General features: G+C 62.0%; 25 protein-coding genes. 10 read left to right on the top strand and 15 right to left on the bottom strand.

All coding sequences use genetic code 11. The features are described from left to right. Positions 1-27 precede the first annotated feature (27 nt). Positions 28-348, bottom strand: coding sequence for a transcriptional repressor TraM (locus HJB84_RS27275; protein ID WP_221117447.1), 321 nt, complete (start codon positions 346-348; stop codon positions 28-30). A gap of 235 nt (positions 349-583) precedes the next feature. Here HJB84_RS27275 and HJB84_RS27270 point away from each other — a divergent pair, with 235 nt between their 5' ends. From HJB84_RS27270 to HJB84_RS27260, 3 genes are all read left to right on the top strand, one after another. Next, positions 584-805, top strand: coding sequence for a helix-turn-helix domain-containing protein (locus tag HJB84_RS27270; RefSeq protein ID WP_221117446.1), 222 nt, complete (start codon positions 584-586; stop codon positions 803-805). 96 nt (positions 806-901) lie between these two features. Then, a complete protein-coding gene (locus tag HJB84_RS27265; protein WP_221117445.1) occupies positions 902-1531 on the top strand; it encodes a DUF433 domain-containing protein in 630 nt (209 codons plus the stop codon). Next, positions 1528-1902 (top strand): DUF5615 family PIN-like protein, encoded by a 375-nt coding sequence (locus HJB84_RS27260; RefSeq protein ID WP_221117444.1) that lies wholly within the window; start codon positions 1528-1530, stop codon positions 1900-1902. The genes HJB84_RS27265 and HJB84_RS27260 overlap by 4 nt, the downstream gene beginning before the upstream one ends. A 3-nt stretch (positions 1903-1905) precedes the next feature. Here the strand turns inward: HJB84_RS27260 and HJB84_RS27255 are convergent, their stop codons facing one another. From HJB84_RS27255 to traA, 4 genes are read right to left on the bottom strand one after another with little or no spacing between them, the layout of a single operon-like run. Further along, a complete protein-coding gene (locus tag HJB84_RS27255) occupies positions 1906-2517 on the bottom strand; it encodes a TraH family protein (protein WP_221117443.1) in 612 nt (203 codons plus the stop codon). Positions 2518-2533: 16 nt separating this feature from the next. Beyond that, positions 2534-3697, bottom strand: coding sequence for a conjugal transfer protein TraB (locus HJB84_RS27250; protein WP_221117442.1), 1164 nt, complete (start codon positions 3695-3697; stop codon positions 2534-2536). Then, positions 3687-4235 (bottom strand): conjugative transfer signal peptidase TraF, encoded by a 549-nt coding sequence (gene traF / locus HJB84_RS27245; protein WP_259671188.1) that lies wholly within the window; start codon positions 4233-4235, stop codon positions 3687-3689. The genes HJB84_RS27250 and traF overlap by 11 nt, the downstream gene beginning before the upstream one ends. A 14-nt stretch (positions 4236-4249) precedes the next feature. Continuing rightward, entirely contained in the window at positions 4250-7561 is a 3312-nt protein-coding gene (gene traA / locus HJB84_RS27240; protein ID WP_221117440.1) for a Ti-type conjugative transfer relaxase TraA, read from the bottom strand. 253 nt (positions 7562-7814) lie between these two features. Between traA and traC the strand changes: the two genes are divergently transcribed. The 4 genes from traC (at position 7815) to HJB84_RS27220 (ending at position 10916) form a co-directional block, all read left to right on the top strand. Further along, positions 7815-8111: a conjugal transfer protein TraC gene (gene traC / locus HJB84_RS27235; RefSeq protein ID WP_221117439.1), complete on the top strand. Its 297-nt coding sequence runs from the start codon at positions 7815-7817 to the stop codon at positions 8109-8111. Between the two features lie 4 nt (positions 8112-8115). After that, complete coding sequence (gene traD, locus HJB84_RS27230) at positions 8116-8331, top strand: type IV conjugative transfer system coupling protein TraD (RefSeq protein ID WP_221117438.1); 216 nt, start codon at positions 8116-8118, stop codon at positions 8329-8331. Next, positions 8318-10321 carry a Ti-type conjugative transfer system protein TraG gene (gene traG / locus HJB84_RS27225; RefSeq protein WP_259671187.1) on the top strand — a complete coding sequence of 668 codons (2004 nt, stop codon included), beginning with the start codon at positions 8318-8320 and terminating at the stop codon, positions 10319-10321. Before traD ends, traG begins: the two co-directional genes overlap by 14 nt. A 169-nt stretch (positions 10322-10490) precedes the next feature. Continuing rightward, positions 10491-10916 (top strand): thermonuclease family protein, encoded by a 426-nt coding sequence (locus HJB84_RS27220; protein WP_405049121.1) that lies wholly within the window; start codon positions 10491-10493, stop codon positions 10914-10916. 238 nt (positions 10917-11154) lie between these two features. On the opposite strand, the gene HJB84_RS27215 is transcribed toward HJB84_RS27220, so the two are convergent. After that, positions 11155-11469: a hypothetical protein gene (locus HJB84_RS27215; RefSeq protein WP_221117437.1), complete on the bottom strand. Its 315-nt coding sequence runs from the start codon at positions 11467-11469 to the stop codon at positions 11155-11157. A gap of 447 nt (positions 11470-11916) precedes the next feature. On the opposite strand from HJB84_RS27215, the gene HJB84_RS27210 reads away from it, so the two are divergent. Next, a complete protein-coding gene (locus tag HJB84_RS27210; RefSeq protein ID WP_259671186.1) occupies positions 11917-12225 on the top strand; it encodes a WGR domain-containing protein in 309 nt (102 codons plus the stop codon). A gap of 515 nt (positions 12226-12740) precedes the next feature. Here the strand turns inward: HJB84_RS27210 and HJB84_RS27205 are convergent. Continuing rightward, positions 12741-12905, bottom strand: a complete 165-nt coding sequence (locus HJB84_RS27205; protein ID WP_221117436.1) for a hypothetical protein — start codon at positions 12903-12905, stop codon at positions 12741-12743. 321 nt (positions 12906-13226) lie between these two features. Next, positions 13227-13538 carry a DUF736 domain-containing protein gene (locus HJB84_RS27200; protein WP_221117435.1) on the bottom strand — a complete coding sequence of 104 codons (312 nt, stop codon included), beginning with the start codon at positions 13536-13538 and terminating at the stop codon, positions 13227-13229. Between the two features lie 448 nt (positions 13539-13986). Between HJB84_RS27200 and HJB84_RS27195 the strand changes: the two genes are divergently transcribed. Then, on the top strand, positions 13987-14172 hold the full coding sequence (locus HJB84_RS27195; RefSeq protein WP_221117434.1) for a hypothetical protein: 186 nt from the start codon (positions 13987-13989) through the stop codon (positions 14170-14172). Here the strand turns inward: HJB84_RS27195 and HJB84_RS27190 are convergent. The 6 genes from HJB84_RS27190 to HJB84_RS27165 all read right to left on the bottom strand — a co-directional run bounded on the left by HJB84_RS27190 (position 14169) and on the right by HJB84_RS27165 (position 19929). Beyond that, positions 14169-15095, bottom strand: a complete 927-nt coding sequence (locus tag HJB84_RS27190; protein WP_221117433.1) for an ArdC family protein — start codon at positions 15093-15095, stop codon at positions 14169-14171. The two genes, HJB84_RS27195 and HJB84_RS27190, sit on opposite strands and share 4 nt — an antisense overlap. A 308-nt stretch (positions 15096-15403) precedes the next feature. Next, positions 15404-15991: a hypothetical protein gene (locus HJB84_RS27185; RefSeq protein ID WP_221117432.1), complete on the bottom strand. Its 588-nt coding sequence runs from the start codon at positions 15989-15991 to the stop codon at positions 15404-15406. A gap of 389 nt (positions 15992-16380) precedes the next feature. Beyond that, a complete protein-coding gene (locus HJB84_RS27180; protein WP_221117431.1) occupies positions 16381-16716 on the bottom strand; it encodes a hypothetical protein in 336 nt (111 codons plus the stop codon). After that, a complete protein-coding gene (locus tag HJB84_RS27175) occupies positions 16713-17606 on the bottom strand; it encodes a DUF7007 domain-containing protein (RefSeq protein WP_221117430.1) in 894 nt (297 codons plus the stop codon). Before HJB84_RS27175 ends, HJB84_RS27180 begins: the two co-directional genes overlap by 4 nt. Beyond that, positions 17603-18079, bottom strand: coding sequence for a hypothetical protein (locus tag HJB84_RS27170; RefSeq protein ID WP_221117429.1), 477 nt, complete (start codon positions 18077-18079; stop codon positions 17603-17605). Before HJB84_RS27170 ends, HJB84_RS27175 begins: the two co-directional genes overlap by 4 nt. 98 nt (positions 18080-18177) lie before the next feature. After that, positions 18178-19929 (bottom strand): ParB N-terminal domain-containing protein, encoded by a 1752-nt coding sequence (locus tag HJB84_RS27165; RefSeq protein WP_221117428.1) that lies wholly within the window; start codon positions 19927-19929, stop codon positions 18178-18180. Between the two features lie 427 nt (positions 19930-20356). On the opposite strand from HJB84_RS27165, the gene HJB84_RS27160 reads away from it, so the two are divergent. Continuing rightward, a complete protein-coding gene (locus tag HJB84_RS27160) occupies positions 20357-20584 on the top strand; it encodes a hypothetical protein (RefSeq protein WP_259671185.1) in 228 nt (75 codons plus the stop codon). Positions 20585-20822: 238 nt separating this feature from the next. Here the strand turns inward: HJB84_RS27160 and HJB84_RS27155 are convergent, their stop codons facing one another. Next, positions 20823-25931 (bottom strand): DEAD/DEAH box helicase family protein, encoded by a 5109-nt coding sequence (locus tag HJB84_RS27155; RefSeq protein WP_221117427.1) that lies wholly within the window; start codon positions 25929-25931, stop codon positions 20823-20825. Positions 25932-25998 lie beyond the last annotated feature (67 nt).

The raw sequence follows: 25998 nt of genomic DNA, 5'->3' as shown, positions 1-25998 counted from the left end.
CGTACAGGCTGACCAAACACCCAGCATTCAATTGTTTCCATCCAACGGAACATCGGGGATGTAACCGAGCACATTTGTGATTTCGGACAGTTCCTCCAGTTGGATCAGGGATTTCTTTTGGCGTGCGATATATTCGTCCTGAAGGGTCTGGAGCACCGAACCCGAGGTCGAAGGATCGCGGCTCGCGCGCAGCCACTCCTCATAAACCGCTTGATCGGACTCGAGCAGCTGGCGGTGCTCGCGGATCACGGAAACAGCAAACGCCTCTAACTCCGATTTTTGCATCGACTTGTAGCGACATCCTCTGCCGGTCTTTTCGTCTGCCTCGGATGAGCCGGCGTTGTTCATCCTTGTCTCCTCTATCTTTATTTTGCCGCCGCCAGGAACCGAGATTTAGTTCGCATCGTACACACTTTCAGTCGGATACCAAATTCCGATGGGCTGAGAGGGGAGTTGAAATCTCGGAGCGGTTCACCACCCGCAGAAGAAAGCCTTTGCCGCCGCGCCTTGATTCTACATACAGAACGGATTTGTAGAGAATACTCCGTGGTGAAATACTCTGCAAGCCGCTGCTCTCTCGATCATGGAGATTCGAGAGGTATTTGCGCGAAACCTTAAAGCTGCGCGCCGGGCAAAAGGCCTGTCGCAAGAAGAACTTGCGCACCGAGCAGCTATCGACCGTACCTACATCAGTTCTCTGGAACGCAGCGTATACAATGCAAGTATCGACGTGGTGGATCGCTTGGCGACAGTTTTACAAATCGAAGCGTCTGATTTGCTAAAACGGCGGCCGGAGAAGAAGTGAAGCTGCCATGGTGAGGTGGCGACAAACGGGAAGATCACCGTCGGTCTTTACGATAGGCGTCGCCTAGATTATATATTCTCTGCAAGGAGAATGATTATGGCCATCGCCGTACGAGCCTACACCCCCGCCGAAGCCGCAGCTCTTAGCGGGATTGCTGTAAAGTCGGTGCACAATGCAATCGATAAGCGGATCATCGAGGCACATTTCGGCCGTGAAGGCCGAGAACTTTCCGACGAGGATCTACTGCGCCTCAAGCTCTGGTACGGCGTAGGATCGATCCTGTCTGCCGAGCGTCGCAAACGCTTATTCGATACGATTGACCAGAATCCCGATGCGGAAACGGTGAGAGCTGACGACTACCTGATTGTCGACGTGGCGCGGGCGCGGGAGCAACTGGCCGCCCGCGCAGAGGCGCTTCGAGAAGCCGAACAAAAGATTCAGGCGGTGAAGGGCGTCGCAGGCGGCGAGCCGGTCTTCAAAGGAACTCGTGTTCCGGTGCGAATGATCGCTGCTATGAAACTGCAAGGCGGCAGCACCGCGGAAATTGTCGAGGGCTATCCTTCCGTCACAGCGCGCATGGTGGAACTCGCCGAGATCTGGACTGCAGCCCACCCCGCCCGAGGGCGGCCGAAAAAGTTGTCGGAACAGGGGCTGAAGGTGAAGTCGCTGAAGCGTTTGCAGCTCACCACAGCCAGTTCCCGGAAACCCTCGGGCACGGTTTTGTGAAGTTCCTCATCGACGAGTGCCTCCACACATCGCTCGTGGCCGTGGCGCAAGATCACGGCCACGATTGCTTTCACATCAATTGGTTGGGCCTGAGCGGCGAAACCGATTGGGATCTGATGCCTCGGATCGTCGCGGAGGACTTCACCTTCGTGACGAACAACGCGCGCGACTTCAGAAAACTCTACGCAAAGGAGGAGTTGCACGCCGGCCTTGTCATCATCGTTCCCCAGGTTCTGCCGGCACTGCAGCGGGAGCTGTTCTCGGCTGTTCTGCAAGAACTCGCCATCTCCGAAGGCATCGTGAATGAAGTGGTCGAGATTGCCATCGAAGGCGGTGAAGCCATCCTGACACGCTATGCACTGCCGGAATGAGGATCAATTCCCGCCGATGCGGGACAGATCGATCCGTATCCCGGCGCGATCGACATCTTGCGCCGCCTCTGGCTGTTTCTCCCCTGGTCTCGCTCGGGCGTCGTCTTCCTCGGCAGGGATCTCCTCCCTATCTTGCTGCGACGCCTCAACCGGTGTTCCCGGATCCTCCGCCTGAAACACGCTCACGCCCTCGAACTCGCCGGTCTTCCATGCGTAGACCGCATCCTCGAAGATCTGCGGGAAAACGTCTTTGCTTGTCGGGTTGCCATACCATTTCGCAACGATCCTCAGGACCTTGGCGAACATTGCCGTGCCTTTGCGGAGGTTTTGGCAGGCATCGACGAGGTCCGGCTTTAGATCCGCTGGTTCCTTGACGCCAACGCCTGCGGGAAACTGTGTGAGGCCGACACGGACGACCGCCTGACCAGCATATTGCCGAACGGTCGCCATCGCCTCTTCTGCCGACGTCGCTTTCGGCACGAGGACCAATCGGCCCCCCGATTTGACTGTGACGGCGAGGGGATCAGCCGAACCCGCAGCCATCACGAACTGCTCGACGATAGCGGGCTTGAGAGAAGAGTCGGCGCATTCTTTTATGAGGGCGGCGTCGAGCATGGTGTCTCCTTGGCGCTCAGGTGTTGATGGCAGTAACAAGTGGCTTGTCGAACAGCCGTGCCCAGGCTTCGGTGCTGGCACGCTGGATGGCGACGATCGATGTCCCCTCGGTCCACCAGCCGTTTCCGACGGCGACGACTAAATCCGGATCGTGAAGCATGGACTGAAGGATCGGCCAAACGATCAGCTGTTCGTAACAGATCAGCGGTGCTGCCCGGCCGGCGCCGATAGAGACGACCGGGTTTGCGAAAAAGTCCGCCCTGGCGCCGCCGCTCTCACCCAACAAGGATCGCCAAGGTTGCCACATGGAGCCAGGGACCGGCATGCGTTCGCGATAAAGGACGCGACTGCCCTTCCCGTCGATCGCAACCAACACATTGTCATAGCCGTCGGCATCGACAACCGCGGCCCCGGCGATGACCGCACTATCGCTCTCGGCGAGGGCACCCGTCCAAAGGCGCTCAGTGGTCGGCGTCCAGAAGCCAAGCGCAGTTTCCGGCAGCACCACAAAGCGTGCGCCATCGCTGGCCGCATTCCGCACCGTTGCGATCAGGTCACGCTGGCGGTGAAGACTGGCCTCGCGACCGAGGGAAACACCCATTTCCAGATCGACGCCCTGCCAGCCTTCCGGTAGTTTCGGGTCGGTCCAGATTGCGGCGGACCAGAGCCAAAGGCCTGTCAGGGCTATGGCGACAGCTGGCCAAAAGCGGGTTACGAGGCCAGCGAGGCCAGCTGTCATAAGCCCCAGTCCCCACCATCCCCATCCCGGAAACAGAACACCCGCGGCGGTGACTGGATGCGCCCAGCCGATGATGCCGAACGGCGGGATGGCCATGATGATCGCAGCAAGGAGGTAGCGAAGCGGACGAGCGTCGGCATTCTTCGTCCAGAGGACCGTATGAACGGAGACAAAGCTCAAGGACGCACACAGCCAAAGCAACAGGCCTGGCCAGAGATCCGATGAATAGAAGGTCGCAACGCCCTCCGGCAGGCCACGCGAGGCAGCCAGGAAATACCCTGCCGAGACAAGTGTCGCGACCAATCTCGTTCTCGCGATCGACCACAGAACTGGAAATCCCAGCGCGACGGGCAGGAGCAACATATGGCCGTTCCACGCCCCTACGCCGACCGCGATCGACGTGGAGATCAGCAGTGTCGGTCGAAGGTCATCACGGCGCATAGGTGAGCACCTCCTGCGCCAAACCGAGAACCCCGGAAGCGGGTAGGGGGCCGAAGTATCGGGAGTCGTAAGAGCCGGGAAACGCGGAGTGCAGGAAGACATATCCCGACGGTATGACGCCACCCGGAAACGGCGCGAGCGTCCGACCTTTTCCGTCTTTTGCTGCGAGACTGGAAGAGAGAACCGCCTGCCGATCGACGCTCACGCTGGCGCCGATTTCGACATACTGCCCTGCGACCGCGATCACCGTCTTGATGAGCGGCGCAACACCGGCCGGGCAAGGACCGAAGCGGAGATAACCACGCGCTTTCGCCTCCCGCATACCAGCGGTTTCCGGTGGGCAGATGAACACGAGGTCATTAACGGCCGCCGGCCGATGGAGCGGGATAATGCGCCACAGCCCAAGCGGCTCGCTCGGTGTCAGATTGATGCGGTAGCCGCAGGCAAGAGCTGTGACGATCACCGGCATGACGACGAGTGTCACAATCAAAGTGATCCAAGCCGCTCGCCGTTGTTGCCCGGTCATCGCCCAGCGCATTCCAGCCCCAACCGTCATTTCAGGGAGAGCCCCTGGCTCTTCGTCTGACGCATGGTCTCTGCCTGTTTCAGCGCCTCGGTCGTGCGTTCATGGGCGGCAAGTTGCTGGACCGTCCGCATGGAATTCCACGCGCTCCGGACCTCAGCCTTCTGGCCTGATGTCATCCCTGCCGTCACGGTGTCGAAGGTCTTGCCATCAGTGTCTTTCGCCGCAAGGGGGAGGAAAGTTCGCTCTCCAAAACGCTCGGACACAGCCTTCGCGAAACCTTCAAGTTCGGCCTTCACCATTTTGTCGGCCAGCGCATATTCGAGGCCGGCCGGAAGATCGTTGCGATCAATCGCATCGCGCACGCGTTCGAGCGTTTGCTTGGCGGAGGGAGAGAGCGCCGGGATGTCAACCGAAACCCTGTACCGGACCGCACGCTCCTCGCTCTCATGCTTGCGTTCTGCCTCGGCCCGCTCACGAAGATAGCGTTCGAGATTTCGCGTGAGCGCTGGCACATTGGCGATGGCTTTTTCCCGATCCTGTTTGTCGGCGTGGCTGGCGAGGAGACCGGTCTTGCCCTTGAGGGCGCCGAAACTTTCGGGCTCGCCGCCAATCCGTGCAAGCGTGGACTGAGCGACCGTCCGGTCCTTGAGCATGGCGTCGACGTTGATCGCCTTGAAGGCTCCATCCGGCTGCGCGTAGACGAGATGGAAGCGGGTCGACACGTCCTCCCATTGCTTCTTGAGGCCTGGATCGGCGGCGAGCTTGTCTTCGACAGCCTGCTCGAGCGATTTGGGAAAGGTGGTGATGCCTGACACCATGGGCTTGGCCTCCTTGATCGTGTTCGGGATGGATTGTTTGTTGCTGCCGCGAACCAGTCCGAGGGCCGCACCGATGGCGGCCAGACGCGCGCCGAGATCGGCGAGCTTCTGTTTCTGGCGGACGGTCCATCCGAGCTGGTCGCGAACCAGGGTCCGGGCGACCTTGACGAGATCGAGGCCGCGAGCCTCAGCGAAACGAAGTGCCTGTCGGTAGAAAGGACCGCCCGCATAATCGAGGGTCGTCTCCTTGGCATTCTTCCGTGAAAGTATCGGGATCAGCCCACCCGCCTTGGTAAAGGACCGTCGGCCGTAATAGACGCCGAGGTCCTCCCGATGACGGGTCATGGCGACATAGGTCAGATGCCGGTCCAGCGAGAGGGAAGCAAGCACCTTCACCCTGTCGACGGTCGCGCCTTGGCTCTTGTGGATCGTCGTGGCGTAGCCGAGATCGAGGTTGTTATAGAAGCGCTGTTCGACAGTCACCTGACGGCGATGTTCACCTTCGCCAATCTCCGCAACGATACGGCCGGGGGCAGCCTCGACGACCTTCGCCAGCATACCGTTCTTCACGCCGAGTGAACTCTCGTTCTTGAGAAAAACGATCTGGTCGCCTGCTGCAAAGTTGCGATCGCCATCCGCCGTCTTGAACATGGCGCCGTCGCCGAGGATCCCGCGCTCGAGCAGTTTGATCCGTGCCATCTGGTTCAGCATGCGAACGTCACGGCGAAGATGGGCAAGGATCAGCGAGGTCTTCGCAGGATCATAATCGCGGTCCCAAGCGGCAATGAGATTATCGACGGCATCCGCCTTCAGATCCGATCCAATCACCCTGCCATTGGCGCGGTAGGCACCGACTGCGTTGCCCACCTTGCCTCGCGCCAGATCGAGCGAGGCATCGCGCATCCATTGCTCGCGTTGGCGATAGATGGTTTCGAGTTCCGCGTATCCGATACGATCGGCGATAGCGCGGAACGCCGCACCCGCCTCGATCGGTTGGAGCTGCTCCGGATCGCCCACCAGAACGAGCTTGGCGCCGGCCTTGGTCGCCACTTCGACCAGCAGGGCCATCTGTCGCGACGAGACCATGCCCGCCTCGTCGAGCACCAATACCGTCTTGGCATCGAGCTGATTGCGCCCTTCGTTCCAGCGGAGCTCCCAGGACGATAACGTGCGCGAGGCGATACCGGCCTCCTTCTCCAGACCCTCGGCCGCCTTGCCGGCGAGTGCTGCGCCGACAACACGATAACCTGCCGCTTCCCAGGCCTCGCGCGCCGCCTTCATCATCGTCGTCTTGCCCGCCCCGGCGCGGCCGACCACCGCGGCGATCCGTTCGGCTCCTGCGACATGCTCGATCGCCGCTTGTTGTTCATCCGACAAACGGTGATGGCGTGAAAAGGTCGCCGAGAGCACGGCGGCGCGGACGCCATGCGAGGACCGCTGCGACAGCCAGACGGCGCGATTGGCCATCTCCGCTTCCAGTCGGATCATTTCGCGGGTGGTGTATTTTGCCGGCGCCCGCAGGCCCGTCGTAAAGTCGATCCGCTCTCGCTCGGTCCGAAGCGTGCGTGGGCTCTGCAGGATGCCCAGCATCAAGCGTTCGAACAGGCCAGCATCGTCGATATAGCGATGCAGGATCTTTGCCACGTCCCGCTCATCGAAGACGCTCTTTTCTCGCATGATGAGATCAAGCACGATCTCCGGGAAACGTTCGATGCGCCGGGCATTTTCGGATCGGCGTTGCTCCTGCTGCGCCAGCCGCTCGAGCGAAACAACCTCCGTGGCGCCGGCGGACTTTCGCTCGATCGCTTTTGTGCCGACGCCCAGGTGGATGGTCGGCTCGAGATCGATACCCTGCTTTTCGAAGGAACGACCATCGATGCGGATATCGAGGCCGGCAAGCGCCAGATGTTTGTTCTGGCAGGCAAACCAGCCGTCGCGAAACGCATTGAAATCCTCGGTGCTACCGGCCCACAGATCATAGACGATTTTGCCGGCGTCATTTCGGATTGGCTTACCACCCGGGCCGAGCACCGCGACCTTCTTCGAACCGAAACCGTCTTCGGTCAGCGGGCGCAATGTGGTCATGAGGTGGACGTGAGGATTGCCGGGGGCGTCGTGATAGACCCAGTCCGCGACCATGCCCTTCGACGTGATGTGGCCCGCCAAAAAGTCGCGCATGAGCGCGATGTTCTGCTCGGCCGTCAGCTCGAGCGGCAGGGCTATGATGACGTCCTTGGCGAGCTGGGCGTCGGATCGCCTCTCGCAGCCCTCCACTTTGTTCCAGAAGGCCTCGGATGCGCCGGCGACCGAGCGAGCGGCAATCATGCTGCGCACCCATTCCGGCGCGTCGGCAGGGATCACGAACTCCTCATGCAGGAGCCCTTGCTTTCGGGTGTAGTCGATCGTCCGGGCTTCCCGCTCAAACTCCATCTTAGCGCAGTGCCGGTAGGCCGCCGACAGGACGGCGCTGCGGCCGGAGCCACGGGCGACGACGCTGACGGAGAAGTGAGGGACGGCCACGACGGAGTTCTCTCCCGGTTGCGAACGAAATCAAAGGGTTCGTCGGGAGCGGCGGCCCCACAAGGCTCTCTTAGCAACACGTCGCGCCAGCGACGTATAATTGCGCCCTTGGATCCGCTCCTTCGGAACGGCCGGGATCATCCAGCAAAGCATCGCCCTTGGCGATTGTAGGATTCACAGTAGTGCGTACCGCACTCTTCTCCGAAAAACTGCGTTCGAAAGACAAGCTTTCCCACCCAAGGAGACGAACGGAATGAAAAGGCCATCCTCGAAAATCCGGGACGAAATCGCCAAGCTGCAGGAACAGCTCAAGCTCGCAGAGACCAGAGAAGCGGAGCGCATCGGCCGGATCGCGCTCAAGGCTGGCCTTGGCGAAATCGAGGTCGACGAGGGGGAGCTCCAGGCGGCCTTTGAGGACCTGGCGAAACGGTTTCGGGGAGGGAAGGGCGTTTCAAACGGAGGAAAAAAGGCCGCAAGCGATAGCGGCAGCGCAGCGTCGAACGCGCCGGTCACGTCTGGCGCGGCTGCGGGCGGGACTGGCGAGGCTTGAGCGGATGGCGAAGACAATGACATCCGATGCCCGCAAGAAGGACACGCGCGAAAAGATCGAGCTCGGCGGCCTGATCGTCAAGGCCGGGCTGCGCTACCAGAAGCGGGCGCTGCTGCTCGGCGCGCTGATCGATGTCGCCCGCCGCATCGAGAGCGACGAGAGCGAGCGGGTGAGGCTCACCGCGATCGGCGTGGAGGCCTTCGGCAATGACGATCAATAGGATTGCGCTTGTCGTCTTACCTGCAGCGTTGATGATCATAGCCGTGATCGGAATGACCGGGATCGAGCAATGGCTTTCCGGTTTCGGAAAGATCGAGGCTGCGCGACTGGCATGGGGGCGGGCGGGCATCGCCTTTCCCTATGTGGTGAGTAGCGCAATCGGGATCATCTTTCTGTTCGCGATCGCCGGCTCGATCAGCATCAAGGAGGCAGCTTGGGGCGTCGTTGCGGGGAGCAGCGGGACATTCCTGATCGCAGCCATCCGCGAAACGGTGCGCGTTTCAAGCTTCGGGAAGACGATCCCGGCAGACAAATCGGTCTTCGCCTATCTCGATCCGGCTACCTCGATCGGAGCGAGCGCTGCGCTGCTCTGTGCCTGCTTCGCACTGCGCGTTGCATTGGTCGGCAATGCGGCCTTCGCGAAGGCTGAGCCGAAACGTGTTCAGGGCAAGCGGGCGCTGCACGGCGAAGCGGATTGGATGAAGCTCACGGAGGCAGCAAAGCTCTTCCCGGATACTGGCGGCATCGTCATCGGCGAGCGCTATCGGGTCGACAAGGACAGCACCGGAGCACGGGCGTTTCGAGCCGACAGCGCGGAAACGTGGGGCGCCGGCGGCAAATCGCCCTTGCTGTGCTTCGACCGCTCCTTCGGCTCGTCTCACGGGATCGTCTTTGCCGGCTCTGGCGGTTTCAAGACAACGTCGGTGACTATCCCGACGGCGCTCAAATGGGGTGGCACGTTGATCGTGCTGGATCCATCGAATGAAGTCGGGCCGATGGTCTCCGCACATCGCGGCGGAGCGGGGAGGGACGTGTTCGTGCTCGATCCGAGAAAACCGGAAACCGGCTTCAATGTGCTGGACTGGGTCGGCCGTTTCGGGGGAACGAAGGAAGAGGACATTGCCTCGGTCGCATCGTGGATCATGAGCGACAGCGGCGGCGCGCGCGGTGTCCGCGACGATTTCTTTCGCGCATCGGCGCTTCAGTTGCTGACGGCACTCATCGCCGATGTCTGCCTGTCCGGTCACACGGATGAGAAGGACCAGACGCTGCGCCAGGTGCGCAAAAATCTCTCGGAGCCCGAGCCGACTTTGCGCAAGCGGCTGCAGGACATCTTCGACAATTCAGGCTCGGATTTCGTGAAGGAGAATGTCGCAGCCTTCGTCAACATGACGCCGGAAACTTTCTCCGGCGTCTATGCCAATGCAGTAAAGGAAACGCATTGGCTTTCCTATCTGAACTATGCCGCACTCGTCTCTGGCAAGAAATTTTCGACCAGCGATATCGCGGCCGGAAACACGGACGTCTTCATCAACATCGACCTCAAGACATTGGAGACACATGCGGGTCTTGCGCGCGTCATCATCGGCTCGCTTCTCAATGCGATCTACAATCGTGACGGTCAGATCAAAGGGCGCGCACTGTTTCTCCTCGATGAGGTCGCCCGCCTCGGCTACATGCGGATTCTGGAGACCGCGCGCGACGCCGGTCGCAAGTACGGGATCACACTCACAATGATCTACCAGTCAATCGGCCAGATGCGCGAAACCTATGGCGGGCGGGACGCGGCGAGCAAGTGGTTTGAAAGTTCGAGCTGGATCAGTTTCTCGGCGATCAACGATCCTGAGACCGCCGATTACATCTCAAAACGCTGCGGCATGACTACGGTCGAGATCGACCAGGTCAGCCGCAGTTCCCAGGCGAGGGGATCGTCGCGAACGCGGTCGAAGCAGCTTGCTGCCAGACCGTTGATTCAGCCGCATGAGGTCCTGCGCATGCGTGCGGACGAGCAGATCGTCTTCACAGCTGGCAACGCGCCGCTCCGCTGCGGTCGCGCGATCTGGTTCCGGCGCGACGACATGAAAGCATGCGTCGGCGAAAACCGCTTTCATTCACCGACCGGAAACGAGAGCAAAGGATTGCATTCGACACATCCGGAAAAGACCGATGAAACCAAAAGCACGGTAACGTCTGCCGTCGAGAAGGGGTGAGAGCTTGGCGCAGAAGAACGTCGTACCATTCAGGAAAAATCGCAGGCCTGGCAACCATCGCAATGCCGTTGACGCGTCACGCTCGACGTCACGTCGTCATGGCTCCAATCGCCATAGATGGATCCCGACGGCGATCGTATGGGCCGCGGTGATCGGTGTTGCCGGCTGGCTGTATCTTGATCGCAGTGGTCACCTCGACAGCGTCGCTGCCTTCGCCAAAGCGCCAACGCAGGATATGCTGTCAGCCCCGTTCGCGTTCTGCGGCGATAGCCGTCGAACGAACTGCGTTGTCGATGGCGACACATTCTGGTTTGAGGGACAGAAAATCCGCATTGCCGATATCGATACGCCTGAACTTAGCCCGCCGCGCTGCGAGGCCGAACGGGTCAAAGGCGAAGCGGCAAAATTCCGCCTGCTGGCGCTGCTCAACGCCGGAAAATTCTCGCTGTCGGCCGGGATTCGCGATGAAGACAAATATGGACGCAAACTTCGAACCGTGTCTCGAGCCGGCAAGTCCCTGGGAGGCGCTTTGGTCCAGGAGGGCCTCGCCCGATCGTGGGATGGAGCGCGTCACGGATGGTGTCAGAGCCAGTGACGACCAGTCTTCTATCACCTGAACGGGAGAGGGATTGGGGTTTCGGGAAAGGGAGGAGGGAACCGTCCCCTTTCCCCATGGAGGAAGCATGAAGGAGGGGCTTGCCCTTCCTTCATGGGGTGAGATTGAGAGGGGCGGCAGAGCCCCCCTTTCATAGCCGTGCCGGCCGGCGATCCGGATGGAACGGCTCACACGCATGGCAAAGACCAGAGACGGCAAGCCGCCTCTGGTCTGGACTTCAATCGCCTGGGTCGAAAGGCTCTCTGTCCTCGAGACCGATGCGCCATCGCCTGTCAGACCACCGGGATGGCAGGTAGATTTCGTCACCTCCGAAATGCGCAATGATGATCTTGCCGGCCTCATGGAACAAACCGAAATCGACCTTGTTCTCGATGGCGAAGAGAAGCGCCGCAGACAGAAACTCGTGCGAGATGTCGCTGGGCAGATGAACTTCCGCATCGAATTGTCGACGCAAAGCTTCAAGCCAGTCCGGCTGTTGATCCGGCACCTCCTGGTTTTCGCCAACCGGCTGTGTGATTTGCTGCTTTGTCATCAGAGTCTCCTTTTCGTTTTCTGACGAAAGGGGTCCGCACCGTACCGTAGCCGTGAGGGGTCAGGGACCGCGGAACGCGGCCGCTGTGCGGCGAGCGGAGGAACCGATTTTCTCGGTGCCGCTTGCGGCGCAGGGAAAATTGGAGGGGCCGCGATGTCCTTGACGCCGGAACGGCGGGTGCAAAATGGGACGTCAGAGAGAGATGGAACCGCGTCCTGAAGGGACGCGCCCGCTTGCCATCTCCGATGGCCATGAGACCTTCCGGCTGTCTCCGGACGTCGACTTTTGGCAAAGGCATGCTTCCTGCAACGAGAGGATCGTAACCCGACTGGGCGGAGACCGCGTGCGGGCTCCGGTCGCAGCGCGACTTGAGCCGTGCGCCGACGGCGCCTCGCCCAAGCGCCATTCTTCACGAAAATGAATCGGTCGCACCTGTAGGATTCACATATGTCGTTGGACGTGCCGGCGCCGTGTGAGGATCATGCGCGTATGGTCACACAGCCCTACCACCTCTATATCGAACGCGCGGATCCGGCGATGAACATGGCGCGGTACTATGCCATGGAGATCGGGCAGACGATGTTCGGAGAGGCCTGCCTGACCCGGCGATGGGGAAGGATCGGAAAACGTGGGCAGGAGAAGCAGCATGTATTCGAACGGGAAGAGGAAGCGGTGCGGCTCTTCCTCGACCTGTTGAGACAAAAGCGTGCTCGCGGCTATCGGCCAATGATGACGCTCCGGCCTACGCACAGCTGATTGCCTTCGGCGGTGCGGTCAAAGAAGGGGCCACCGAAGCGGACCCTGGCGCTTCATTTGCGCCGGTCCCGATCGGTCTCGAACGAAGCCTCGATCTCGACAAAAAACGGGATCTTGATCGCGAGCTACAGGCCGAGCTTTCCCTTGCGGAAGAGGTGGCTGACTACCTTGCCGAGGCCCTGAAGACTGCGGCCGGTGGTGCTGAGGAATTGAGCGAGTTGGCGCATGATGTTTTCTCCTTTCGATAAGTTGTCATCGCGGGGTGAGGTACGCAGACCGGGAAGGAGCGCTGCACCGGGACGGCCGTAGCGCACGCGAAGGACCTGCTGGCGACGGAATTTTGGTCCGCGAGGAAGCCGCGCAGCGGCGGGGAAAATTCTGGCGGCGGCGGGTTGCGGCGCGACGCCAGGCTGCAACATCCCCGATGTCGATGACAGGAGATCGAAAGGGAGCTGTGCCGACGTCTCCTCAGCGAAGTCTGAATGCCGGCGGTCTGGGATCGTTGGCTTGCCGCCTCAGAAGGGCGGCTCGACGTCAATTGATCCGTCCTGTTCGGCCATCGCCAGAGTCAGCTCGCCCTGGGCGAGTTCGAGTTCAGCTTCGATCTGGCGCCGCTCGACGGGGTCGTTGCAGGCCTGCAGCTCCGCGCGCAGTTCGTTGATTTGTTGTTCGATGATCATCGCCTTCATCTCCTTGGGTTTGTGAAAGATGACGACCGGGGTCGGGCGGGGATGGCGGCGTCAAGGAGCGCGCAAGCGACCGGCGGAGCCGGCGAGTGGGGGAGCCGATTTTCTAGAGGCGGCCGCAGGTCGGCGCCTGAAAATTGGGGGAACCGCATCGTCCTTTATGCCGTCGTTCACGCCCGGCATGATTGGGCATTCTGAGCAGATATTTCCGGTTCCGTATGGCACCAGAAAAGCCGGCAGCGGGTTCGATACCTGCTGCCGGCTTTCGCAATGCGGCCGGTTGGCCCCGCTCGGTGGCGGGGCCTCGATTGGATCTCAATCCCGGTTGGGGCGAGACCAGATCAGCTGGTAGCCGTCCTCGCCTTCGACCTCGGTCAGTGTGGCGTAGATCGGAGCCGGGAAGCTCGGGTCGTCCAGCTTGACCGAGAGGTAGTCGCGGTCCGTCTCAGCGGAGCGCTTCTGCCAGGCGGCACCCAGCTCGACGTTGCCCGCGTAGATGCGGAAGTGCGGGCCCTTGTCGGAGGGGTTCTCGATGCGGGCGATGCGAGCCTTGACGTTGAGGGCCAGCGTGCGGATCGAGCCGGAGAAGCCGGTTTCGGTGGAGGTGAAGGCGCCGATGGTAGCCATTGTCATGTTCCTTTCGTTTGTTTCGGGCCGCGCCCTTCGCGGCCTCGATGGCTGTCGCAAGGATCGGGGACGATCGGACCGCACCTAAAAGGACGAAACGAAGTGGAGGGCGGCCAGGAGGAACTTTGTTGTCGCGCGAGGAATGCGGCAGAGCCGCAGGGGAGGAAAGTTTCGGATGGTCGTTGCGGGAGAACGATCGAGGCGAAGCCGCTCTCCGGTCAGACATGCCTCATCGAGCCCGCGAAGGACGGGGCCCATGGCAACGATAGAAGGAACAAGCGATGGCGGCCCTCGTCACGCTTGCCGCGCTGAACCAGTGCGCCTGGTGAACGCGTTGCCCAACCTCCATGTCGGGCACGGAAATCGACGTGAGCGGCTGCCGGACGGGGAGTTGCGTCCGTCTTCCAACCGGATATCGTGAGCTCGCGATTCGTCGCCTGGAGGATTTATGCGTCAGCAGACAAAGCCGTTTATCGTCGAAATCAAGCAATCCCGAAAGCCCAAGGCCAACGACCGGAAAACATCGATCTGGGGCAAGCTGGACCTCACATCGGATCAGGACATGCAACCGGACAGAAACCCGATCGTGGTGTCGGCCGCAGCGGTGACAACGACCGACCTTGAAATCGGCTAGGCAACCGCCCTTTCGTCAGCCTGAACTGGCTGGAGGCCGTGCAGGAAGCTGACCGAGCGCTGAGCATGCGCCGCCGCCTGGAAGATGGCACGCTTGTCGTCGGAGAGAACGGTCAACCAGGACTGAAGATAGGAAGCGTGGTCCGGCCTCGGCTCCAGCTCGGGAGCAATCCCGAGGTCCGCACATAGAAAGCAACTGCCGAGTTCGGCAATCAGCTCCTCGCGGGCGCGCTCGGTCTTGTCCGTGGCGTAACGGCTGAGATCGCGGTCAACGCGGCGCGGGTTCGCTGTCCAGTGCATTCCCTCATGACTCAAGGTCGCCACGTAAGAAGCCGCGTCGCGGAAGGTTTCGAACGGCGGCATCTGGATGTGGTCCGTCACCGGGGAATAGTAGGCTTGCGAGCCACCGTGCCGGATAACGGCGCCGGTATTGCGGAAGAAGCGATCGGCATTTTCGATCCGCTCGACCGGATCGAGAACCGGTGTCGGGCGATGATAGTAATGGTCGGGTAGACCGTCGATTTGGTCCACGTTGAACACGGAATACGCCTTCAGAAAAGGAATTTCCCGGTCGACTTCCTTGCCGTTGCCGTCGGTCTCCGACTTTGTGAAACGGCTTGCAAACACGACCGTCGAACCGGTCTCGCCCTTGCGGACCGCGGCGCCGAGTTCCAGCGCTTGCTTGAACGTCATCCACATCGCAGATGTGAAACCTCTCGCCATCCCCTCGGACCATAGGAGGAGAACGTTCATGCCCGAATAGGGCTCACCATTGTGCCGAAGCGGCCGCGTAATCCGACGCTCAGTGTTCGCCGCATTCCACGGTTTCATCCAGGGACGAACCCCTTTCTCCAGATCGGCGACGATCCGGTCGGTGATCCTGGCGTAGATGTCGGCGTGCTCGCCTTCGGTTTTCCTGTTCATGTCTCAAGCCTCCTTTTGTGGGACCGCGCCTATCGCGGCCCGTCACGGAGGTCCGAAGGCAGGAGCGGAATGGCTTGGAGGGCACCGGAACGGCCGAAACAGCGTGAAGGACGGCGAAGCCGTTGCACCTCTAAGCCGGCTCCTGCAGGACCGCCGACCGGAACGGGTCGCGATCGGCTGCCTCTCCATTTCCTTCCTTTCCCTTTTGCTCGGGCGCGACATGCAGAAAGGCCGACCCCGAGAGGAGCCGGCCAATGCAAGCTTGAAAGCAAAGGGGAGGGCCGCACGTGGGCACCGCCCCGGGCGCTTTATCCCAGAGCGGCCAATTGCGCCTCGGCCGCCTTGCGGTCGAGATTGGCGCCGGGGTTTTCCACCGGCCGATCGAAGGGCTTCCAGGTTTCGCCAACGACCTGCTCGTAGGCCGCGACCGCGCCCTCGGCTGCCATGCGCAGAGCATGGGCTTGTACTCCCATGTCGGCCGCGAACTCGCGCTTGCGCTGGGCGGCGCTGTCGTAGCCGACCGGACCATCGAGATCCTCGTCGCGAGCATCGTTGGACGCCTTGGCCGTGGCATCTCGCGCCTCGGTAACGGCGCGGGAGTAGAATTGACCCGCGCCGTGAGCCGATCCGACGAAGGCGCCGATGATGCGCTGCAAGTGGATCTGCATCGCGCGTTCGCCGAGACCTTCGGACAGGCTGTCGGCGGTCTCGCCGATCAGCCGCTCATGCAGGTCGCGGAGGCCGTCGCTGTCGACCACCGCGGTCCCGAAGCTCTCGGCGATCTTCAGCGCCTGGGCGCTGTCGGGGCAGGTGAGGCGGACCATTTCGAGGGTAGCACCCTTGCGGAGCTGCACGACGCGGGAGGAAGAACGGTTGGAGGTTGCTGGCTTGGCCATGTCGGTTTTCCATTTCGGTTTCAACCGAAGCGGCTCCGGCCCCGTGCCGGTCTGCCCTTCGGTGCGGTCAAAAGGAACCGGCGAGGGACGGGCGATTTCAGAGGTCCGGAACGGCTGAGCGAGCGGAGCGGGCTTGCGACCAAGCGGGGTTACCCTGCGCGGGACGCGGGTTCGCTTTGCGCAGCGAGGCTGCTTCGGCCGCCTTGCGGCGCGACAGCGGCCTTGAAACGACCGGCCGCCGGTTCAGACCGCAACGAACACGAAGGGCGGGCCGGCATGGGGCTGAGGCTCTCCCCCAAGACCGAATGTGGGAAACGATGGCCATCCTCGCAAAGTCTCTCGCCGGACACGCTGGCGCACTCCGCCAACGCGCTACTGGCGGCCGCCACTCATGCAGCCTGTCGCCAGGCAGCGTCGCCGAGCTTCACTCGGAGGGTGGTGATGGCACGGTCCTGACGCTCCAGCTTTCGGGTCTGCGCCTCGATTTCACCGCGACGCTCGAATGACAGGCGATCGACGTGATCCTGAAACAGCATCTCATCGGAACGAGTCCATCGTGAGCCGGAGCGCTTGTGCGTTCGGTTTTTCGCCTTCGCCTTTTCGGTCACCGCAAGGCGCTCGGCACGCGCGGCAATCTGCCGATGGACGAGATCGAGATGACGGCGCGTTTGGCGCCATGCCGTCTCCATGCGGGAAAGGAGCACCCACGGACTGACCGGGTTCATGGCCCGGCCCTCCGCTGCCGCCAGCCGATGAAGTCCGAAGGACCGTCATAGACAGCGTGACGCACTTCATCGATGACGAAGCCGAAGCGCGCTCGGGTTGCGTATTCCGCGCTGGGCGCGAGAAAGCGCCGTTCGTCGGCACGCTGGTCCCGCATGCCTCCGCGCGTGGCGACCACTTCCGTCATACCGGCATGATGGCTGGAATAGATCGCCGAGATGACGATCCAGTCGCCGGCATGTTTGCTGGCGAAGGAATTCCGATCCTTTGTCGCAGACTGGCCTGGAGCCAACTCGCGCCCGTGGATCTCTTCCCAGGCGGACGGCCAGCTGTTGCGGACCGTCTCGTCTGCACATCTGCGCTCGTAGACAGTGAACAAGTCCTGAAAGGTGAGGGCGACGATGGCCCATTCGGCATCTTCCTCGTACCAGGGCGAAGACTTTCGCAGCAACGGAGATACCCGAAGATTCCGCTCGGCCGACAGATGAAACCCGCCATGGCCAGCCGTCATATGGGACACGATCCCCTCGCCATAGACGGTCGCAAGCTGCGACGGTCCCCAGGGCGTACTGGCCGTCATGCGGGTCTGGATCCGTCCGAGGGCCGATACCTCGCGCTTGTGCTCTACCGTCTCGAACACGCGGGCGTGAAACGCCGCTTCATTCTCAAGGCTGCCTTCGTGACCGTAGAAATCCGCGCGCGTCAGCTCCGAAAGCGGACGGTTAAGCCGCCAGGCGCTTGCAAGGAAGCTGGCGCCATCCCGCGCCGGCACCATTGCCAAGTGAGTATCGCCGATCCGGGCGACCGGAAAGCCGTCGGCGCTGGGGCCGAATTCCACGCCCCAATCCTCTGAAGTCGGAAGGATATCGTGTAGGAGGTCGAGCGAGTTCATGCGGCAGCCCTTCCTTCGACATGAGCCGCTGCGACCTCGTCGGCGCCCACATCCTCGAGGATTGCGTTTGGGCATCCGTGTCCTTTCAACCAGGCTTCGCCTGCCTCGCGATTGTCGGCGAGATGGACGAGCTCGGCGTTCGAACCGGCGCGATCGAAGACGCGGACCGAGCCGAGTGCGGGGCGCTCCAGAACCTTGAAGGTCAGATCGGAATCAAGGCCGAAAGTTCGATGAATGCGCATGACGATGGTGTTCTTGCATCCGAAATCCGCCTCATGCAGCGTGAAATATCCCGGCGACGCGTAGCTGCCGGATTGGCGCGGACCCTCCTTGCGGATTAGCCGGCCCTTGCTATTGCGGGTCTGCCAGACCGCAAGCTTCTTCCTGAAGCGCGCGGGCGGGCGGGTGGTGCCGTCGGACCAGGCAACGATGGAGCCGATCGGGACGAGGTCGTAGATCAGGGACGCAGACATTGGACATCTCCTCGAAGTTCTGCGGTTTATGGAAACGAAACCGCCGCCGGTGATGGCCGGCGGCGGGGTATCGATCGGAAAAAATGGAAGAGCGTCGGCTACTCGGCGGCGATGCCGTAGGCGGTTTCGTCCTCGCCGGGAGCGCCGTCAACGGCCTCCAGATCGGCGTCGAGATCGGGCTCATCGCCGGCGACGCTGCTATCGGAAAGCTCGCCTTCAAGACCATCTGGCGTTTCCTTGGAGGTGACACCCTTGTCCTCTTCCGCGACCTCGCCTTGCTTGATCAGTTCGGCGAGATCCTTCGGATCGGGGGCGAACAGGGCGGCCGGATGGACAAATTGCCCATCTTTCAAGTGCTCGATGAGTGCGGCGCGGGTCTCGCGGACCTTCGGGCGCGGCAGAACCGAGGTGCCCTTGCACGAAGCCTCAAGCGCCTGCCGCGACATGCAAAGCAGGAAATCTTCCGTGCCCATGTTCGCGAGGTATCCATCCGCGCCAATGGTGTCGCCGGCGATGCGGGAAACGATGCCACTATTCGACATGCCGCGGCGGCACGACAGCACATCGACCAGCATCGAGCGGGCGGCAACCCGCAAGGTGTCGCGATTGAAGGAGAGCTTGCCGTCACCGTCGAGTAGCTGAGCCGCATGGCGGGCAAACCGCTTCGCGCCGAAGACATGGTCGTTTGCGCCGGAGTCGACCCGAACATTCAGTCCGGCAAAGGCAAGTACCAGGAGCGCCATCAGCGTGTCGTCCTCGATCGGTGCGCGGGTGAGCGCCTGATGCAGCGCGTCGGTCCTGAGGTCGCCGATCATGTCGTGACCCTTTTGCGTGACGTCAGGACGCTGCTTCGGCGCGTCGATCACATCCTCGCCACCGGTGTCGCCACCTTCCGCGATCGCTCCCTTGCCCCTGGTCTTGTTCTCCTCGGGCATCCGGTAGTGCACGGTCTGGACCTTGCCGTTTCGATCCAGATACATGGCGGCGTGGTCGCCCTTGCCTGGCTTGCCGTAGACGCGGCTTGCCTTCTGCGGCAGCTTCGCCTCGCCCCATTGCGTGACCTCGGTGATCACGCCCTTCTTCGGCAGATTGTTCGTCATCCACTCCTGCTGGGCGCCGAGATAAGCTTCGACATTGGTTGTGTAGCGGCTGTCCTCATCGGCAGGAGCGAACAGATCCTCGATCCATTCGATGCCATAGGCTTCTCTGAGATCGTCGCCGAAGCTCGCATCCTTGGCATACATACGGGTCTTGCTCAGCGCGTTGGCAATCTGCCACCACGTGGCAGGCTGGCCCTTTTTCGGCTTCTGCGCCTTCCAGACCTCCTTCTGCTCATCGAGGTGTGCTGCCGCGATCGTGCGGAGCTGCTGCTCGTTCGGCATGTCGCCGAGCGCCATCTGGTCGAGCATCATCGGCAGGACGTTGGCGAGCAGCCGCAGCTTGCGGATCTGCCGGACGGGCAGGGCGAGCGCCACGGCAATCGCTTCCTCGGTCCAGTCGAGCGCGACGAGGCGTTCGATGCCGCGCCACTGGTCGACGGGGTTCAGCGGTTCGCGCGCGATGTTCTCGACCATCGACCGCATTGCGCCATTGTCGTTTGCGGCTTCGACGACGAGCACCTCGATTTCCTCGAGGTCCGCGGCAATCGCCATGCGCGTGCGGCGATGGCCGGCTTCGATGACGTAGCCGTTGCCACCACCGACTTCGGGAAAAATGACGGGCGGCTGGATAATGCCGACGGCCTTGATAGTGGCGAGCAGCAATGCATCGGCCTGAGGGGTGGATTTCGACTGGCGCGTATTGTCCGGATTGTCTTTCAACGAGCGCGGATCGACCTTCATGATGTGCATGGGATTTTCCTCTTCCGGGATGCGGGACACGGCCTCTTGCCGGTCCTTCCTGTCTTCATTTCTTTCCGAAGACACCTCCCGGCCCGCAGGGCGGACCGACCGGCGCAACTGCGGCCGAGCGTCCCTGCTGTGACGGACAAGCGGGGCTGAAAGCCCTGCGCAGGACGAGGAGCCGGGATGCGGAGGCGGCGGTTGAGCGCAAGCGGCGACGGGACGACCGGTCTGCGACCGGTTTTCTCTCTCCTTTTCCGTCTTCCTATTTTCCCCTCCTCCCGAAGGGTCGCTCACACTTTTGACAGTTCACAGCGACCGGAAAGGAGCCCTACACAGGACGCGGCCAAAGGAGGTCAGCGATGCACGCTACGAGAGAGATATTTGCCTATCAGGCGTTCCGGGAACAGACGAGATCCAGGCATTCGCCGAAACGTTGGGGATCGCGCGCCGAGAGGCGTCACAGCATTTCGAGGGGCTGAGAGCCACGAACGAGAATATCGACGCCGGTATTGCGATCTACAGGGTCGGTCTGAAGGATGCGAGCCTTTCCGACGTCGTGGCTCTCTTAAACCACCCGGAGGATCCGAGCGACCGGTTGATCGAAACGATCGAGCGCGTCGAGCTGATTTCATGTGCGCGGCAATGCCGCGTGCCGACATGATCATCGTGCCGACGACCGACATACGGACAAAAAAAGAGGGCCACGAGAAACTCGGGCCCTATAGGTATGAAGGTAATTTAAACCTCCAGAGGGGAACAGCTGCTGCGGCGGCACTGGGAGGTAAACCGCCATGTGCATCAGCTGTGTGCGTTATGAACGTTTTTTGATCAGAGGGAAATGATTTTTTGTGCAACGCAGCCATGCAAATGCTGCGACGCATACAAAACGGCACTCCTGATCAAGCAGTTACTACCGGGACGTCGGCGCCCTCGACCGCCGCGGCAGCGAGCGCATCATCGACGTCGCGGAGCTGCCGGCGTTTGTCGGCAAGTTCTTCTGCGAAGGCGAAAATTCCGCCCTCACGCAAGCGATAGGAGGCAAGCCGACGGTGCGCGTCCTCCAGACGATGGCGATTGCGAACCTGCTCCTCCTCGAACCCGTCGAGCGCATGCTCGAGGCGGGAAATCGCGCCGAGTGGCGTCACAGTCACCGCAAGACCGATCTCGTAGTCCGCGCCGGTGCGCTGCAGCGTTGTGGCGTAACGATACTTATCGCCCTTTCCCAAGCGCTCGCCCTCATAGACAAGATCGAAGCCACCGATGCTCGCCAGATGAAGCTCACCCTCCTGCTGCAGCTGGAGAAGCGTGAGGATTTCCTTCATCAGCGCGCGGCCGGCGTCCTTGCGCTCCTGGTAGGCTTTGCCGAGAACGGTCATTGCAAACGCGTCGCCCGCAGTCGTCACCAGCCGGTCGATATCCTGGCCGATCTCCCCGATACGGCGGGTCGAGACTTCGATGTCGCGCTCCGCATCGCGCATCTGCCGACGCACCGCATATTGGTCGTCGTCATGGGCGGCACGCAGCCGTTCAAGCCGGGCGATGTCGGCTTCGAGACCCGCCTTTTGCATCAGCCGCTCGTCACCGGAAGCGATCGCCTTGGCCATGGCGAACTGGTTGGCTTGCCCTTCACCGAGATCCTCGAGCCGCCGGATCGATGTGTCTCCGCTGAGAGCGGCGGCGATAAAGCGGGCCTTGCGCTCGTTGTTCTGCCACATGGAAGCGTCGAGTGAACCTTCGGTGGCATAGGCAAAGATATCGACCACATCGTGCTGATTGCCCTGCCGGACAATACGGCCTTCGCGCTGCTCGATATGGGAGGGCAGCCACGGCACATCGAGATGATGCAGCGCTTTCAGCCTGAGCTGCGCGTTGACGCCCGTTCCCATCGTCTCGGAGCTGCCGATCAGGAACCGCACCCGGCCGGCGCGCACGTCGGCGAACAGTCGCTGCTTGGAGTCGGTTTTCTTGAAATCCTGCATGAAAGCGATTTCGCAGGCCGGCACGCCCAGGCGAACCAGTTCGTCGCGAATCCAGCGGTAAGCCGAAAAGCCGCGGTTTTTCTCGACATTGATCGTACCGAGGTCGGAAAATATCATCTGCGCCGCACCTTGTAGCTCATAAGCCTTGCCGTCCGGGCGAAGGTATGTGGCCTCGCGCGTCTCCTCCCAGATCCGGAAGGCGTTGCCGACAAGAAGGTTGAGCTTGTTGTCTTCCTCATTGTCGTTGGCCGGCATGACGAGGCGCAGGTCGATCGCCGCATGGCGGCCGTCGGTGATGACCGAGAGCAGGATGTCGTCGCCGGGCTGCGCCGGTCCATCGCGCATCTCGATCGCCTTGATGCGGGCGTCGAGGATCTGCTGATAGGCCTTGAACGCCGGCGTCGGCTTGGCGGTTAAGATCTGCCTCCGGCCGGTTGCGATGTCCGGCACCCTGACGTATTCGCGAAGGTCCTCCGGCATGACGACATCAGCGAAGGCGCGGAACATGGCGATCAGTTCCGGCACGTTGACGAAGCTCGCGAAACGGCTGACAGGCTTGTATTTGCCCGAGGGCTGGATTTCGAGCTCAGTCGTCGTGTCGCCGAAGCACGACGCCCAGGCATCGAATTCGTGCAGGCCGCGATCGGCAAGCGCTTCGTGGCCGAGCAGGCGCTGGATCGAGAACATTTCTCCGAGCGTGTTGGTGATCGGCGTGCCGGAGGCGAGCACGAGGGCGCGCCCCGGGTTCTTGTTTTCGATGTAGCGGGATTTGACATAGAGGTCCCAGGCGCGCTGCGAGCCGTTCGGATCGATGCCCTTGAGCGTCGACATGTTGGTGGCGAAGGAGAGTTTCCGAAACTCCTGCGCCTCGTCGACGATGATCTGGTCGACACCGATCTCGGAAATGGTGAGAAGATCGTCCTTGCGGGTCGCAAGGCCCTCCAGGCGTTCCTGCAGGCCCTCCTTCAACCGTTCGAGGCGCTTGCGCGAGACGCGGTCCTCGCTGTCGACCTTGGTCAGCAGCTCCTCATAGAGTTCGAGCTCGTCGTGGATCATCTGTTGTTCGAAGGCAGACGGAACAGCGATGAACCTGAACGCCGAGTGCGTGATGATGATCGCATCCCAGGTGGCGGTCGCGGCCCGGCTCAGGAACCGTGCGCGCTTGTCCTTGGTGAAGTTGGTCTCGTCCGCCACCAGGATGCGGGCATTGGGATAGAGCGCCAGAAACTCGCGCGCCGCCTGGGCCAGGCAATGGCCGGGCACCAGCAGCATCGCCTTGGCGATCAGACCGAGCCGGCGCTGCTCCATGATGGCCGCGGCAAAAGTCATCGTCTTGCCGGCGCCGACGGCGTGCGCAAGATAGGTCGAGCCGGACGAGATGATCCGCCAGATGCCGCGCTTCTGATGCCGATAGAGAACGAAGGCGCCAGAGGCGCCGGGAAGTTTGAGATGCGAACCGTCGAAGCGTCGGGGTGCGAGATTGTTGAACCGGTCGTTATAGACGCGCGCCAGCCGGTCGGTGCGATCCGGATCGGTCCAGACCCAGTCCTGGAAAGCCTGCTTGATCTTCTGTAGCTTGTCGCGCGCCGCCTCCGTATCGACGACGTTCAGGACCCGTCGCTCGCCGCCGGCGTCCTTGAAGGTGTCGAGGATCTGCGGCACGCGGCTGTTCAATGCATCGGCCAGCAGCTCACCGGCATCGCGGCGGCTGGTGCCCCATTCCGACGTGCCGGCGGCACTGTATTCAAGCTGCCGCGCCTCCACGGTCCAGCTCCCAAGCTCCGCCATATGGTGGATCCTGATATCGGCGCCCATCATCTCCTTCACGAAAGCCACGACGTCACTTGCCGGAATCCATGGCGCTCCGAGACGCGCAGTGATGTCGGAGGGGCGAAGGTCGGCGGGCTGGACGGTCTGAAGCGCGCGTACATTGCGCTCATAGGCCGGATCGAGTGCTGCGGCCGCTTCGGCAACAGTGAGCTTGGTGCGGACCGGGCCGGCAAGATAGGCATCCGCCGTCTGCCAGGAGCCGTCGGCAGGATCCCGGAAGATCGCGTCGCCGAGTTCGTCGACGACGGTATCGGCATGGCTATGCAGCAGTTCAGCGACATGCTCGATATCGACGCGACCGCGTTCGTTGAGAACCACGGCGAGTGCGTCCGCGGCACTGGTGATTTCGGGCAGTGCAGGAGGCGAGATGACCCGCTCGGAAAAGATTGGACCGGGCTTTGCCGTGTCGGTCTCGAGATCGTAGTCCTCGATCGAGGCGACGAGCCAGCAGTCGGGGTCGTCCAGGAACGGCTGCAGGTTGGGGCGACGGTGCGTTTCGCGCACCTCGCCGGATTCCTCGTCCTCGCTGATCGAGACGGTGGTGTGATTGATCGGACCGAAGTCGCGCACGAAGCTCGACCAGGCGATCCTCAGGCGCACTTGGCAGTCGCGCCATGGCCGATCCTGCTCCTGGGCCTTGAGCACATCGCGCACGGCGTCGCGGATCGGGATCAGCTTTTTGATGATGCGGACGTGCTTTTCTAGAATGCCGTCGCCGGTGCGGCCCTTGCGGACTTTGATCTCGACAGGCGCGCCGTCGACCATCTGCACGAGACCGCGCCTGCTATCGACGAAGAAGCTGCCTTCCCGGACCTGTCGACTGTCGGGGCGAAGATCGACGATCTCGCCAAGCTCGGCCTCGAGGTCGATGTCGATCTCGGTCGGCTCGCCGTCATAGCGGCCTTCGGGAAGAAGGAGGATGGCCTCCTGCAGAGCCGCCTCAAGGTCCTCGCCGGCGCGCGGCAGGCAGGTGTAGGTTTCGCCGAAGGGGCCGGGGGTCAGAGCATGATCGCCGAGGACGAAATCGGGATGCCGCGCAAACCAGCGGTTCACCCGAGTTGCGCCTTCGTCCTGCGTCGCCGGCCGCACCTCCTCGAGATCGAGCCAGGAGAGGTCACCTTCAGCCTCGCCGGTCTTGCGCTTGCGGAAGAAGAGCAGGTCGACCACGACATCCGTTCCGGCGTCGCGGCGGAAACTGCCCTCCGGCAGGCGGATCGCGGCGATCAGGTCTGCCGATTTGGCGATGAGCTCGCGCGCTGTCGCATCCGCCTTGTCCATCGTGCCGGAGCTGGTGACGAAGGCGGCGAGCGCGCCGGGTTTCAGGAGGTCGATCGATCGGACGATGAAATAGTCGTGCAGCCGCAAGCCGAGCGAGCGATAGGTTCGGTCGGATCGGACGGTCCGGTCGGAAAAGGGCGGATTGCCGATGGCGAGATCGAAGATCGGCGCCAGGTCGGTGCGGGCAAAGTCGCCGCTGATGATCCGCGCCTTCGGCTGCAGCAGGCGGACGATGCGGGCGGTGACGGGATCGAGCTCGACGCCAGTAACAAAAGCCCGCTCGCGGAACGCCGTCGGCATCAGCGCAGGAAACAGGCCCGTCCCGATGCCGGGCTCGAGCACGCGGCCGCCACGCCAGCCCAGGCGCTGCAAGCCCGCCCAGATGACCCGGATGATGAACTCCGGCGTGAAATGGGCATATTGCGTGCAGCGAGCAAGCGACGCGTAATCCGCATCCGAAACAGCGCTTTCCAGCGAGCTTCCAAGCTCGTCCCAGCCGCCGCGGAACGTGGCCTCGCCTGGGCGGCGAAACATCCCGTTGGCCAGCTCGCTCGCGCCGAAACCGGTGAAGCGGATGAGTTGGTCCTGCTCCTTCGGTGTGGCTGCTCGATCCAACTTCTCTATATTGTGCGCGATCAGGATTGCCGCGACATTGGCGCGGGCGCGATCCTTCCACGATGGGGCCAAGTCTCGATCGACATCATCGAGGTAGAAGTTGGACCGGCCGCCCTGTCGCCGGGACGCGGGGCGCTCTGTTGTCACAACCGGCAACGCCGGTGCAGAAGGAGGCGGTGTCGGTTCGGGGTCGTCGTCATTGGCCGCGACCGGCTCAAAGCCGCCAAATGTCGTGACGCCCAGGCCAAGGCCGGACGACAGCGCGCTGCTGCCGAACATGTCGAGAGTGAAGGGATCGTTGCTCATAAAGTTCTCCTCGGGAAATGGCGAGCGTCATCACCCCCGCGAGAGAGCTCGCGGGATTGAGGCACGC

The organism is Rhizobium sp. NZLR1b (genome assembly GCF_019685155.1).
Classification (GTDB): domain Bacteria; phylum Pseudomonadota; class Alphaproteobacteria; order Rhizobiales; family Rhizobiaceae; genus Rhizobium.
The sequence above is the reverse complement of the archived record's forward strand: the minus strand, read 5'-3'. Positions and strand labels throughout refer to the sequence as shown.